Below are 12,490 nucleotides of genomic sequence, written 5' to 3' on the forward strand. Positions count from 1 at the left end.
ACGCGAGCTCGAGCAAGCAGCCCCGCCACCACCCGCGTGGGCGCCCCCCCCCCCCCCCCCCCCCCCCCCCCCCCCCCCGGTGGGACTACACGGCGGCCGCCGTCGCCGGTTCGGTGACCTTCACCGGGTCCGTGCCGGTGGCGCTGTGCCGCTCGGCCCAGTTCTCCAGCGCGGTGCGGCAGGCGTGGTCCAGGTGGTGCAGCCCGGACAGGTCCAGCTCGACGGGGCGGTCCTGCGGCAGCGCCTCCAGGCTCTCCAGCAGCTTCGGCAGTCGCAGGAAGGTCGCGTTGCCCGTGAGGTGCACCTGGATGGGGCCGGCGCCCTTGTCGACGACCTCCGTCCTGAGGTGGGAGGCCTCCCAGGCGGTCTTGACCACGGACAGGGCCAGACCGATCAGCACGCCCTCGAACATGTTCACCGCGACGATCGACACGGCCGTCACCACCAGGATCAGCGCCTCGCCCCGGTGCCCGCGCCACAGCGACACGATGCCGCGGAACGGGATCAGCTTCCAGCCCGCGTGGACCAGGATGCCGGCCAGCGCGGGCAGCGGGATCAGCGACAGCGTGGACGGCAGCAGCGCGGCGAACAGCAGCAGCCACACACCGTGCAGCACCCGGCTCGCCTTGGTCCGCGCGCCGGCGCCGACGTTGGCGGAACTGCGCACGATGACCGCGGTCATCGGCAGCGCGCCGAGCATGCCGCACACGGTGTTGCCCGCGCCCTGCGCCATCAGCTCCTTGTTGTACTCGGTGCGCGGGCCGTCGTGCAGCCGGTCCACCGCGGCGGCGCTGAACAGGCTCTCCGCAGAGGCGATCAGGGTGAAGGCGACGATCGTGCCGAGGAGGCCCACGCTCGCCAGCTCGCCGAAGGCGTCGGCGCCGGGCGGCTGGATCGAGTCCAGCAGACCGTTCACCTCGACCGTCGCGACCGACAGGCCGAACGCCGCGGTGACCGCCGTGGCCAGTCCGACCGCGGCCAGCGCGCCCGGCACGGTCCGCACCCGCTCCGGCAGCCGCTTCCAGAGCACCATCACCGCGATGGTGCCGGCGCCGAGGGCGAGCGAGGTGAGGGCCTCGGTGCTGCCCAGCGCGTCGGCGGCGGCCCCGGGCAGTCCGGTGAGTTTGTCGAGGCCGGAGGCGGGCGCCTCCAGCCCGGCCGCCGAGTACAGCTGGCCGGCGATGAGCACGAGGCCGATACCGGCGAGCATGCCCTCGACGACCGACAGGGAGATCGCCCGGAACCAGCGCCCCAGCTTCAGGGCGCCCATCGCGAGCTGGATCAGACCGGCGGCCAGCACGATCACGCCGAGCGCGGGCAGCCCGTACTCGTCGACGGCGCCGAAGACCAGCACGGTCAGGCCGGCGGCCGGGCCGGACACCTGCAGGCTGCTGCCCGGGAGGAGTCCGGTGACGAGGCCGCCCACGATGCCGGTGACGAGGCCCAGTTCGGCCGGTACACCGGAGGCGACGGCGACGCCCACGCACAGCGGGAGGGCGACCAGGAACACGACGAGCGAGGCGGTGAAGTCCTGCCGCAGATGGGGGAACTTCCGGGTCTTCTCGGATATGGCGTTCATGCCGGCGCTCACAGGGTCTCGAACGTGTCGGTGTCCGCGTGGTGTTCGCGTACGACCCCGGTGTGGACCTCGTAGTACCAGCCGTGCATCCGCAGCCGGCCGTCCGTCAGCCGACGCTCGACACACGGGTAGGAGCGCAGCCGCAGCAACTGGGCCAGGACGTGGTGCTGCACGGCCTCGGCGACCGTCGGATCGGCGGGGTCGCACGGTTTCGGTTCGTCCGCGGCATGCGCCAGCCAGTCGCGCACGGCGGGTACGGCGGTCAGGTCGTCGCCGCGCACCAGCGCGCCGACGGCGCCGCAGTGCGAGTGGCCGCAGACCACGATGTCGGTGACGCCGAGTACTTCCACCGCGTACTCGATGGTGGCGGCCTCGCCGGAGGGGCGCTCGGAGCCGTGGGGCGGGACGATGTTGCCCGCGGTGCGCAGCTCGAAGAGCTGGCCGGGCCGGGCGCCGGTGATCAGGGCCGGTACGACCCGGGAGTCGGAGCAGGTGATGAACAGGACTTCGGGCGACTGGCCTTCGGCGAGCCCGGCGAACTCCTCAGGGCGCTGTCCGAACGTGCGGGCGTTGTCGATGAGGGGCTGCATGATGGGGTGATTCCTCCTGGCGCGCAGTGGGGGCGCGTCGGATGGGCAGGACAGAGGTGGGGGATGTACTGCCGGCCCTCAGCAGCGGAAGACCTGGAGTGCCGCCGGGGAGTGGTCCGGCGCGGATCTCGCCCTGTGCCCGGTCGCCCGGCCGGGTGTGGCGGGTTCGGGTGCCGCCGTACCGCGCTGGCGCAGGTACGGGCGCTCGGGAGCGTCGGGCTGGGGCGAGGTGGGGGTGCGGTGCCGGTCGCGGACGCGGGGGGAACTGGTCGGTTCCCCGGACCGGCCGGCCTCGTGGCAGGTGACGGTCTCGTCGTGCGGCGCCGTGCCGGAGAGGATGGTTCCGGGATCGGCGTTGGCCACGGCCTCACGGCTTGTGTGCGCGGCTGTGAAGGGTGTGCTGGGTGCGAAGACCATCAGGGCGATCAGGACGGCGGCGAGGAGCGGAACCATGGTCCGGGCCGTCGTGCCTCGTAACATGTGCCCCCCTCCAGGCAGTTCACGCCGTGCGCGTGCGCCGACACGTGGTCAACGAAAGGTCAACGCAAGGTCAATGCGCGGTCAAGAAACACGTTAACCCTGCGAAGAGCTTTGCAGGGTTAACGTAGCGTTACGAGCTGAAGAGAGCCTGAAAATCGTGCTGGGTTGGCGGGAACAGGCCCTTCTCAGGGCGTGTCGACGAGCCGTGCCGCGTCCCGGGCCAGCGCGGTGAGCCGGGAGATCGCCCGGAAGTACTTCTTGCGGTACCCGCCCTTCAGCATCTCCTCGCTGAAGAGCCGGTCGAACGGGAGCCCGGAGGCCAGGACGGGCACCTCACGGTCGTAGAGCCGGTCCGCGAGCACCACGAGGCGCAGCGCCGTCGACTGGTCCGGCACCGGGCGCACCCCGGTGAGGCACACGGCCGCGACACCGTCGGTCAGGGCGCCGTAGCGGCTGGGGTGGACGCGGGCGAGGTGCTCGAGGAGCGCGGGGAAGCCGTCCAGGGAGGCGCCCTCGGTGGCCTGCGCCGCGCGGGTCACCTGTTCGTCGGAGTACGGCGCCGGTGCTTCGGGCAGGCCGCGGTGGCGGTAGTCCTCGCCGTCGATGCGCAGGGCGCGGAAGTGGGCGGACAGGCCCTGGATCTCGCGCAGGAAGTCGGCCGCCGCGAAGCGTCCCTCGCCGAGCTTGCCCGGCAGCGTGTTCGAGGTGGCGGCGAGTGCCACGCCCGCCTCGACGAGCCGGGCGAGCAGGCTGGAGACGAGGACGGTGTCACCGGGGTCGTCGAGCTCGAACTCGTCGATGCACAGGAGACGGTGTCCGGAGAGGGTCTGCACGGTCTGCTGGAAGCCGAGGGCGCCGACGAGGTTGGTCAGCTCCACGAAGGTGCCGAACGCCTTGCGGGAGGGCTCGGCGGGGGTGGCGTGCCACAGGGAGGCCAGCAGGTGGGTCTTGCCGACGCCGTAGCCGCCGTCGAGGTAGACGCCGCGGGGGCCGGCGGGGGGCTTCGGGGTCCTGCTCCGGCCGAGACCGAGGAAGCCGCGTCTGCCGGTGGCGGCGGGGGCCCCGTCCAGCCCGGTCGCGAAGTCCTCCAGGACCCGTACGGCCTCGCTCTGGCTGGGCTGGTTCGGGTCCGGGATGTACGTGCTGAAGCGGACCGAGTCGAAGCGGGGCGGGGGCACCATCTCGGCGACCAGGCGGTCCGCGGGGACGCGCGGCTCACGGGCGCACAGGGACAGCGGGGCCGTCCCGGCTATCGGGGTGGGGCCGGAGGCAGGGGAGGAGGGCGACACGGTGGTCCATGGTAGAGGCTGTTCGGGGAGGGCCCGTCGGTGTACGGGCGTGTACGGGACCGGCGCGGTCCCGGTTGCGGGGCGGGGTGGGGTGCGCGCCCCGGCGTCCCGGGCGGCCGCCGCGCCCGCCCGTGACGCCCCCGGGGGTACGTCCCCGGCTGTCCGGGCACGGCACGGGCGCGGTCGCCCGCGGTCGCCCGCGGTCACGCGAGCGGGCGACCGGCCGCGCGGTTGGGGTCTCGGACACGTGGAACACTGCACCGCATGCGACGCCTGTTCCCTGTGACCCCTGTGACCGATCAGACAGCCGGCCCGGGCGCCGACGGGGCCGACCGGGAGTGGAGCCTCGCCGAGCTGGCCGCCGCCTACGCCTACCCCGAGCCGGACGGGCGGCCGGGGGCGTGGCTGCGGGCGAACATGGTCTCCACCCTCGACGGGGCCGCCCAGCACGACGGCCGGTCCCAGCCCATCTCCAGCGCGGCCGACATGCGCGTCTTCGGCACCCTGCGCGCCCTGGCGGACGTGGTGGTCGCCGGCGCCGAGACCGTACGCCAGGAGGGGTACCGCCCGGCGCGCTCGCGCGCGGAGTTCGCCGAGCTGCGGCGGGCGGCCGGGCAGAGCCCCGCGCCGGCGATCGCGGTGGTCAGCGCGAGTCTGGACCTGGACTTCTCCCTGCCGCTGTTCACCTCGCCCACGGTGCCCACCCTGGTCCTGACCGGCGCGGCCGCGGCCCCGGACCGGATCGCGGCCGCCGAGCGGGCCGGCGCCCGGGTGGTGATCGCCGGTGACGGCGTCGGCGTGGACCCCGCGCGTGCCGTCGACGCGCTCGTCGGGCTCGGCCACACCCGGCTGCTGACCGAGGGCGGTCCGCGGCTGCTGGGCCAGTTCGTCACGGCCGGCGTGCTCGACGAGCTGTGCCTGACCGTCTCGCCGATGCTCACCGCGGGTGACGCGCAGCGGATCGCGGGCGGGCCCTCGGTCGAGGTTCCGCGGCGGTTCGCCCTGGCGTCCCTGCTGGAGGAGGAGGGTTTCCTCTTCAGCCGGTACCTGCGCGACTGACGCAGCCGGTACCTGCGCGACTGATGCAGCCGGTACCGGCGTGACCGAGGGAGCGGCGTGACCGGGGGAATAGGCGGAATCTACCGTTCCGATTGGTCTGTTCCGGGCACACTGAAAACCGGCAGTACCCGTGCGATCACGGGGCAGGATGGTTTCCGCGGGGTCCGGTACGGCCTACGGAGGGTGGGCCCACGGGCCCGCCAAGGAGAAGGGGCGCCTGGTGTTCACAAGCGTTTTGATGATCGAGAAGGCCCTGACGTCCGCCGACGTGGAGTTCGTCACCACTTTGCACGGGGAGGAGCCGGTCGCCTTCCACGTGCTGCTCCAGCCGCGCGGCGATCAGGCGGACCGGCTGCTGCGGGCCATCGACGACGTCGCGCTCGGCGAGCTCGACGACGCCGTGCGGGAGGGCGAGACACCGGAGGGTGAGGAGGCGCTGAGCGTCGGGCAGCGGGCACTGGAGGTGTCCCTCACCGCCCTGCGCGCGTCCGGTGCCGAGGCCGAGGGCCGCCTGATCGAGGACCACCCGCTGGACGAGCTCAAGTCCCTGGTCCTGGAGGCCGGCGCCGACGAGGTGATCGTACTGACCGATCCGCACTACGTGGAGGAGTTCTTCCACCGGGACTGGGCCTCGCGGGCCCGGCACAAGGTCGGCGTACCGGTCCTGAAACTCTTCTCCCACAGCAAGGCATAGGCTGGGGCCGCGCTCCCGCGCCGGGGGCGCGCCCACCGGCACATCACCTCTCGTACACCCGTCGCACCTCTGGGGAGAACAGCGCATGGCACCCGGCCTTCCTACCGCCATGGACCGACCGCACTTCATCGGCATCGGCGGCGCCGGAATGTCGGGCATCGCCAAGATCCTCGCCCAGCGCGGTGCCGCGGTGGCGGGCAGCGACGCCAAGGAGTCCGCGACCGCCGACGCCCTGCGCGCACTCGGCGCCACCGTGCACATCGGGCACGCGGCGGAGCACCTCGCCGACGACGCGAGCTGCGTGGTCGTGTCCTCGGCGATCCGCGCGGACAACCCGGAGCTGGCCCGCGCGGCCGAACGCGGCATCCCGGTCGTGCACCGTTCCGACGCCCTCGCCGCCCTGATGAACGGCCTGCGCCCGATCGCGGTCGCCGGCACGCACGGCAAGACCACCACCACCTCCATGCTGGCGGTCTCCCTGTCCGAGCTGGGCCTGAACCCGTCGTACGCGATCGGCGGCGACCTGGACGCGCCCGGCTCCAACGCCCTGCACGGCGACGGCGAGATCTTCGTCGCCGAGGCGGACGAGAGCGACCGCAGCTTCCACAAGTACGCGCCCGAGGTCGCCATCGTCCTCAACGTCGAGCTCGACCACCACGCCAACTACGCGTCGATGGACGAGATCTACGAGTCGTTCGAGACCTTCGCCGGGAAGATCGTCCCCGGCGGCACCCTGGTGATCGCCGCCGACCAGGACGGCTCCCGGGAGCTGACGCGGCGGCTGGCCGGGTCGGTGCGGACGGTGACGTACGGGGAGTCCGAGGACGCCGACGTACGGATCCTGTCGGTCGTCCCGCAGGGCCTGAAGAGCGAGGTCACCGTCGTCATGGACGGCACCGAGCTGACCTTCGCCGTCTCCGTCCCCGGCCGCCACTACGCCCACAACGCGGTCGCCGCCCTCGCCGCGGGCGCGGCACTCGGCATCCCCGCCGCCGAGCTGGCCCCCGCCCTGGCCGCCTACACCGGCGTCAAGCGGCGCCTCCAGCTCAAGGGCGAGGCGGCCGGTGTCCAGGTCGTCGACTCCTACGCGCACCACCCCACCGAGATGACGGCGGACCTGGAGGCCATGCGCGCCGCGGTCGGCGACGCCCGCATCCTCGTCCTCTTCCAGCCGCACCTCTTCTCGCGCACCCAGGAGCTGGGCAAGGAGATGGGCCAGGCCCTGTCCCTGGCGGACGCGTCGGTCGTCCTCGACATCTACCCGGCCCGCGAGGACCCGATCCCCGGCATCACCAGCGACCTGATCATCGAGGCGGCCCGGGCCGCGGGCGCGGACGTCACGCCGGTCCACGACAAGGACGCGGCGCCCGCGGTGGTCGCGGGAATGGCGAAGGCCGGTGATCTCGTTCTCACCATGGGCGCGGGCGACGTCACCGACCTCGGACCGCGCATCCTGGACGAGCTGTCGAGCAAGGCGAAGTAAGGGGCTGAGGACTCATGTCGTACGACGTCGAGAAGCCGGACGAGCAGTGGCGCGCGGAGCTGGCACCGGCCGAGTACGCGGTCCTGCGCCAGGCCGCGACGGAGCCCGCCTTCACGGGTGAGTACACCGACACCAAGACCGAGGGCGTCTACTCCTGCCGCGCCTGCGGTGCCGACCTGTTCACCTCGGAGACGAAGTTCGCCTCCCACTGCGGCTGGCCGTCCTTCTTCGACCCCAAGGACACCGACGCGGTCGAGCTGATCGAGGACCGGTCCCACGGAATGGTGCGCACCGAGGTGCGGTGCGCGCGGTGCGGGTCCCATCTCGGGCACGTGTTCGAGGGTGAGGGGTATCCGACCCCGACCGACCAGCGGTACTGCATCAACAGCATCGCGCTGCGGCTCGCGCCCGCGGAGAGCTGAGTCAGCGGGCGGCGGCCGGGAGCGTCACGGTGAAGACCGTCGTGCCCGGTTCGTCGCCCAGGTCGATGGTGCCGCCGTGCGCCCGCACCAGCGAGCCGGCGACGGCGAGGCCCAGCCCGCTGCCGCCGCGGTCGCGGCTGCGGGCCCTGTCGACGCGGTAGAAACGGTCGAAGATCCGCTCCCGGTCGGCGGCCGGGATGCCCGGCCCGGTGTCGGCGACCGTCACCCGGGCCGCGTCGGCCGTCACGGACACGGCCACCGCGACGTTCGTGCCCGGCGGGGTGTGCACGGCGGCGTTGGTGAGCAGGTTGTCGAGCACCTGCCGGATCCGCTGCGGGTCCAGGCGCAGCCTCACCGCCGCCGGCCCGGGCGTCACCGTCAGCGGGTGCTCCGGGTGACCGGCGCGGAAGGCGTCGCCCGCCTGCCGTACCAGCTCCGTCAGATCCGCGTCCTCCCACCGCAGCGGCGCCTCCACCTCCGCCGCGTCGAGCCGGGCGAGCAGCAGCAGGTCGTCCAGGAGAACACCCATCCGGGCCGCCTCGGCGCGCAGCCGGGCCAGGTGCCGCTCCCGTTCCCCGGGCGCGTTGGCCGCCGCGTACTGGAAAAGGTCGGCGTAGCCCCGCACCGACATCAGCGGGGTGCGCAGTTCGTGCGAGGCGTCGGCGACGAACCGGCGCAGCCGCTGCTCGGCCTCGGCGCGCACCGCCAGCGAGTCGTCGATGTGCTCCAGCATGGTGTTGAACGCGGTCCGCAGCTCCGCCACCTCCTGGCCGCCGTCCCGTCCGTCCACGCGCAGCGGCAGCCGGGCGGCCGACTCGGTCAGGTCGTGCGAGGCGATGCCGTGCGCGGTGCTCGCCATGTCGCTCAGCGGCTTCAGCCCGCGCCGCAGCATCCGCCGCCCGAACACGACCAGCGTCAGCAGCGCGAGACCGAAGGCGACGACCTGCACCGTGATCAGCTGCTCCACGGTGTCCTCGACGTCCCCCATGGGCGCGGCACTGACCAGGACCACCCCGGGCTCGACCTCGCAGGCCCGCAGCAGATAGGGGCCGTGCCCGCCGATCCGCACGGTGCGGGTGAGGTCCTCGCCCGAGCGGGCCATCGTCCGCGCGAGGGCGGTGAACGCGCGGCTGTCCGCCGGCACCTCGGCGGGCGTGCGCAGGTCCGCCGAGCCGTCGGAGACGTCGTACACGGCGGTGTACCAGCCGTAGTACGGCTTGCGCCGGACCGTGCCGTGCGCCGCCGCGTCCTTGGACTGCACGACCTGCACCAGCTTCATCTGGTCGGCGAGCTGCCGCTCCAGGTAGTCCCGCATGTACGCGGTCAGCACGGTCCCGACCACGGCGAACACCGCCAGCGACAGCACTCCCAGGCCCAGCGCCAGCCGGGTCCCGAGCCGCAGCCCGCGGTAGGCGCGCCACCACCGCCGTATCACCGCGCCGCCTGCCGGATCGCGTACCCGAAGCCCCGCACCGTCCGGATCAGCGGCTCGGCGGCGTCGTCCGCGTCGTCCAGCTTGCGGCGCAGCCGGCTGACCACCAGCTCCACGACGTTGGACCGGCCGCCGAAGCCGTACTCCCACACGTGGTCGAGGATCTGCGCCTTGGTCAGCACGGTCGGCGACTTGCGCATCAGGTAGCGCAGCACCTCGTACTCGGTCGGCGTCAGCGACACCCGCCGCTCGCCCCGGCGCACCTCGCGGGTGTCCTCGTCCATCGTCAGGTCCGCCACCCGCAGCACCGACCGCTGGAAGCCGGGCCCGGCGCTGCGCCGCAGCACGGTCCGCAGCCGCGCCATCAGCTCCTCCACCGCGAACGGCTTGACCAGGTAGTCGTCACCGCCCCGGGTCAGCCCCGCCACCCGGTCGGCCACCCCGTCGCGCGCGGTGAGGAACACCACCGGCACCATCGTCCCCGAGCGGCGCAGCCGGTCCAGGACGCCGAAGCCGTCGACGTCCGGCAGCATCAGGTCGAGCACCACGATGTCCGGCCGGAACCCGGCGGCCAGCCGCAGCGCCTGCTCGCCGGAGTTGGCGGTGACCGCCTCCCAGCCCTCGTAGCGGGCGACCGTGGCCACGAGATCGGCGATGGGCGGATCGTCGTCCACCACGAGGAGTCGTACTTTTTCCACCCGCTCATACTGCGCCACCGGCCGCCCGCACCCCATACCGCGGTGACCGCCGTACCGAGATCGATAAGCACCTGAAAGACGACCGACAGGGAAACGACAGGTCGGACGGGTGAAGCTCGGTGCCGTGACCACAGTCCCGAGCGCCCCCCACCGTCAGCCGCCCTCCGCACCGGCCCTCCGCCCCAAGGCGGTGGCCCGTACCGGTCTGTACGCGATCCTGGCCGCCAACGCGGCCGTCGTGGCCGTCCTGTTCGCCCAGGCGGGCTTCGCCTCCAACACCCTCGTCGTCCTCGGCCGCCTCACCGGCCTCTACGGCGCCCTGCTCATGGCCTTCCAACTGGTCCTGGTGGCCCGGCTGCCCTGGTTCGACCGGCGCATCGGCATGGACCGGCTGACCTCCTGGCACCGCTGGACCGGGTTCGCCGTCCTGTGGACGCTCCTCGCCCACGTCACCTTCATCACCTTCGGGTACGCCCAGCCGTCCGGCACGGACCCGCTGAACCAGCTCGTCGACCTCGCCGAGACCGTCGAGGGCGTGCTGCGCGCGCTCGTCGCCCTGGCGGTCCTCGTCGCCGTGGGCGCCGTCTCGGCGCGCGCCGCCCGGCGCAGGATGGCGTACGAGACCTGGCACTTCGTCCACCTGTACACGTATGTCGCGGTGGTGCTGGCCTTCACCCACCAGGTCGCCGTCGGTACGTCCTTCACCTCCTCGCCCGCCGCGAAGACGTACTGGTACGGGATGTGGGGCGCGGCCCTCGGCGCGGTCCTGCTGGGCCGCGTCGTGCTGCCGCTGCGGCGCAACCTGCGGCACCGGCTGCGCGTCACCGCCGTCGTCCCGGAGAACGACCACGTCGTCTCCGTGTACCTGAGCGGCCGCGACCTCGACCGGCTGCCCGCGCGGGCCGGCCAGTTCTTCCTGTGGCGGTTCCTGACCCGCGACCGCTGGTGGCAGGCCAATCCCTTCTCGCTGTCCATGGCGCCCGACGGCAGGCAGCTCCGCCTCACCGTCAAGACCGCGGGCGACGGCACCGCCGCCCTGCGCCACCTCGAGCCCGGCACCCGCGTCTTCGCCGAGGGCCCCTACGGTGCCTTCACCGCCCTGCACCGCACCCGCCCGGACACCCTGCTGATCGCCGGCGGCGTCGGCGTCACCCCGATCCGGGCCCTGCTGGAGGAGCTGCACGGACACGCGGTGCTCGTCTACCGCGTCGCCACCGACCGCGACGCCGTCCTCTACGACGAGCTGCGCGACCTCGCCCACGCCAAGGGCGCCGAACTCCACCTGGTCACCGGACCGGCCGCCCCCGACCGACTGGGCCCGCGCGATCTCGCCGCGCTCGTCCCCGACGTCACCGAACGGGACGTCTACGTCTGCGGGCCGCCCGGCATGACCACGGCGGTGCTCCGCACCCTGCGCGAACTGGGCGTACCCGGACCGCAGATACACGCCGAACGCTTCAGCCTGGCCGGATGAGCCCAGCGCGACAAGCCCGGCCCGACAAGACCGGTCGTACGAGAGGAACCCCCGCACCGTGAAGCGCGCACTGCCCGTCCTGGTCCTGAGCATCGCCGGCCTGATCCCGGTCTGGCGCTACGCCCCGTCCCACGGGACGGCGGCCTCCGCACCCGCCCCCTCCGTCCCGTCGGTGGCGCCGTCCGCGCCGGCCGCCGGTTCCACCGTCGTCGCCGGCACGACCGTCGACACCGACAAGGGCCCCGTGCAGGTCGAGGTGACCTTCCGGGACCGGAGGATCACCGCCGTACGCCTGCTCCAGCAGCCCGACCACCCGCAGACCACGGCCGCCGTCCCCCGGCTGATCGAGGAGACGCTCGAAAGGCAGAGCGCCGACGTCGACACCGTCTCCGGCGCCACGGTCACCAGTGACGGCTACCGGGAGTCCCTCCAGGCCGCCATCGACGCCCACGGCGCCTGACGTGCGGCGCGTCGAACACGTCATGGGCTTCCCGGTCTCGCTGCGGGTCGACGACCCGGACGTGCCCGCGGAGGCCGCGGACGCCGTCTTCGCGTGGCTGCGCGAAGCCGACGCGCGCTTCAGCCCGTTCCGGCCCGACAGCGAGGTGTCCCGGCTGGACCGGGGTGAAGTGGCGCGGGTCAGCGCCGAGTTGGGGGAGGTGCTCGACCTGTGCGAGGAGTACCGGGTCGCGACCGGCGGTGCCTTCGACGTCCGGCTGCCGGGGCGGGGCCTCGACCCCTGCGCGGTGGTGAAGGGCTGGTCGGTGCAGCGGGCGGCCGGGCTGCTGCGCGCGTCCGGCGCGCGTCGCTTCTGCCTCAACGCCGGGGGCGACGTGGTCGCGGCGGGCGGGCCCTGGCGGGTGGGCGTACGGCACCCCGAGGACGCCGGCCGGCTGTGCACCGTCCTGGAGGTCACCGACGGGGCGGTCGCGACCTCCGCGCGCTACGAACGCGGCGACCACATCGTCGACGGGCGCACCGGGCGTCCGGCGACCGGCCTGCTCAGCGTCACCGTCGTGGCGCCGACCCTCACCGAGGCGGACACGGCCGCCACGGCGGCGTTCGCGATGGGCGCCGAGGGCGTCGCCTGGGCCGCGGCGCGCGAGGGCTGCGAGGTGTTCGCCGTGGACGCGGAGCGCCGGGTGCTGCGCACGGCGGGACTGCCCGCCGCCCCCGGGAAGGGCCCGCACGGTCACCACGGTTCCGTGACACCGGACGTCTAGACTCTCCCGGCAACGAACCGTAGCGACCTGGCCAGAACTTCCCGCCCACCCGAAGGGTATTCGGCGT

General features: G+C 73.4%; 13 protein-coding genes. 7 read left to right on the plus strand and 6 right to left on the minus strand.

The window, feature by feature from the left end; genetic code table 11:
- Window positions 1–85: 85 nt before the first annotated feature.
- The 4 genes from ACZ7G3_RS17435 to zapE form a co-directional block, all read right to left on the minus strand.
- Window positions 86–1,579 (minus strand): SulP family inorganic anion transporter, encoded by a 1,494-nt coding sequence (locus ACZ7G3_RS17435; protein ID WP_426599452.1) that lies wholly within the window; start codon window positions 1,577–1,579, stop codon window positions 86–88.
- An 8-nt stretch (window positions 1,580–1,587) separates the two neighbouring features.
- A complete protein-coding gene (locus tag ACZ7G3_RS17440) occupies window positions 1,588–2,169 on the minus strand; it encodes a carbonic anhydrase (RefSeq protein WP_426525117.1) in 582 nt (193 codons plus the stop codon).
- 78 nt (window positions 2,170–2,247) lie between these two features.
- Window positions 2,248–2,649 carry a hypothetical protein gene (locus ACZ7G3_RS17445; RefSeq protein ID WP_426599451.1) on the minus strand — a complete coding sequence of 134 codons (402 nt, stop codon included), beginning with the start codon at window positions 2,647–2,649 and terminating at the stop codon, window positions 2,248–2,250.
- A gap of 185 nt (window positions 2,650–2,834) precedes the next feature.
- Window positions 2,835–3,938, minus strand: a complete 1,104-nt coding sequence (zapE, locus tag ACZ7G3_RS17450) for a cell division protein ZapE (protein ID WP_470926472.1) — start codon at window positions 3,936–3,938, stop codon at window positions 2,835–2,837.
- Between the two features lie 264 nt (window positions 3,939–4,202).
- On the opposite strand from zapE, the gene ACZ7G3_RS17455 reads away from it, so the two are divergent.
- From ACZ7G3_RS17455 to msrB, 4 genes are all read left to right on the plus strand, one after another.
- Complete coding sequence (locus ACZ7G3_RS17455; protein WP_470926474.1) at window positions 4,203–4,997, plus strand: pyrimidine reductase family protein; 795 nt, start codon at window positions 4,203–4,205, stop codon at window positions 4,995–4,997.
- A 220-nt stretch (window positions 4,998–5,217) separates the two neighbouring features.
- Window positions 5,218–5,691: an indole-3-glycerol phosphate synthase gene (locus ACZ7G3_RS17460; RefSeq protein WP_426525109.1), complete on the plus strand. Its 474-nt coding sequence runs from the start codon at window positions 5,218–5,220 to the stop codon at window positions 5,689–5,691.
- Window positions 5,692–5,776: 85 nt separating this feature from the next.
- Window positions 5,777–7,174 (plus strand): UDP-N-acetylmuramate--L-alanine ligase, encoded by a 1,398-nt coding sequence (gene murC, locus ACZ7G3_RS17465; RefSeq protein ID WP_470926476.1) that lies wholly within the window; start codon window positions 5,777–5,779, stop codon window positions 7,172–7,174.
- 14 nt (window positions 7,175–7,188) lie between these two features.
- Window positions 7,189–7,596, plus strand: a complete 408-nt coding sequence (gene msrB, locus ACZ7G3_RS17470) for a peptide-methionine (R)-S-oxide reductase MsrB (RefSeq protein ID WP_426525105.1) — start codon at window positions 7,189–7,191, stop codon at window positions 7,594–7,596.
- Window position 7,597: 1 nt separating this feature from the next.
- Here msrB and ACZ7G3_RS17475 read toward each other — a convergent pair whose 3' ends face one another.
- Both ACZ7G3_RS17475 and ACZ7G3_RS17480 read right to left on the minus strand, forming a co-directional pair.
- Entirely contained in the window at window positions 7,598–9,031 is a 1,434-nt protein-coding gene (locus ACZ7G3_RS17475) for a sensor histidine kinase (RefSeq protein WP_470926478.1), read from the minus strand.
- On the minus strand, window positions 9,028–9,762 hold the full coding sequence (locus ACZ7G3_RS17480; RefSeq protein ID WP_426599446.1) for a response regulator transcription factor: 735 nt from the start codon (window positions 9,760–9,762) through the stop codon (window positions 9,028–9,030). Before ACZ7G3_RS17480 ends, ACZ7G3_RS17475 begins: the two co-directional genes overlap by 4 nt.
- A gap of 88 nt (window positions 9,763–9,850) precedes the next feature.
- On the opposite strand from ACZ7G3_RS17480, the gene ACZ7G3_RS17485 reads away from it, so the two are divergent.
- From ACZ7G3_RS17485 to ACZ7G3_RS17495, 3 genes are read left to right on the plus strand one after another with little or no spacing between them, the layout of a single operon-like run.
- On the plus strand, window positions 9,851–11,200 hold the full coding sequence (locus ACZ7G3_RS17485) for a ferredoxin reductase family protein (protein WP_470926480.1): 1,350 nt from the start codon (window positions 9,851–9,853) through the stop codon (window positions 11,198–11,200).
- A 58-nt stretch (window positions 11,201–11,258) separates the two neighbouring features.
- Window positions 11,259–11,660, plus strand: a complete 402-nt coding sequence (locus ACZ7G3_RS17490; protein WP_470926482.1) for an FMN-binding protein — start codon at window positions 11,259–11,261, stop codon at window positions 11,658–11,660.
- A gap of 1 nt (window position 11,661) precedes the next feature.
- Window positions 11,662–12,423: an FAD:protein FMN transferase gene (locus tag ACZ7G3_RS17495; RefSeq protein WP_470926483.1), complete on the plus strand. Its 762-nt coding sequence runs from the start codon at window positions 11,662–11,664 to the stop codon at window positions 12,421–12,423.
- Window positions 12,424–12,490 lie beyond the last annotated feature (67 nt).

It is taken from the genome of Streptomyces sp. NPDC037271 (assembly GCF_055603605.1).

What these genes read in the sequence shown, in the direction of transcription:
- ACZ7G3_RS17440 (WP_426525117.1), bottom strand. Translation starts at nt 2,169, where the DNA reads ATGCAGCCCCTCATCGACAACGCCCGCACGTTCGGACAGCGCCCTGAG.
- ACZ7G3_RS17445 (WP_426599451.1), bottom strand. Translation starts at nt 2,649, where the DNA reads ATGTTACGAGGCACGACGGCCCGGACCATGGTTCCGCTCCTCGCCGCC.
- murC (WP_470926476.1), top strand. Translation starts at nt 5,777, where the DNA reads ATGGCACCCGGCCTTCCTACCGCCATGGACCGACCGCACTTCATCGGC.
- msrB (WP_426525105.1), top strand. Translation starts at nt 7,189, where the DNA reads ATGTCGTACGACGTCGAGAAGCCGGACGAGCAGTGGCGCGCGGAGCTG.
- ACZ7G3_RS17455 (WP_470926474.1), top strand. Translation starts at nt 4,203, where the DNA reads ATGCGACGCCTGTTCCCTGTGACCCCTGTGACCGATCAGACAGCCGGC.
- ACZ7G3_RS17435 (WP_426599452.1), bottom strand. Translation starts at nt 1,579, where the DNA reads ATGAACGCCATATCCGAGAAGACCCGGAAGTTCCCCCATCTGCGGCAG.
- ACZ7G3_RS17480 (WP_426599446.1), bottom strand. Translation starts at nt 9,762, where the DNA reads ATGGGGTGCGGGCGGCCGGTGGCGCAGTATGAGCGGGTGGAAAAAGTA.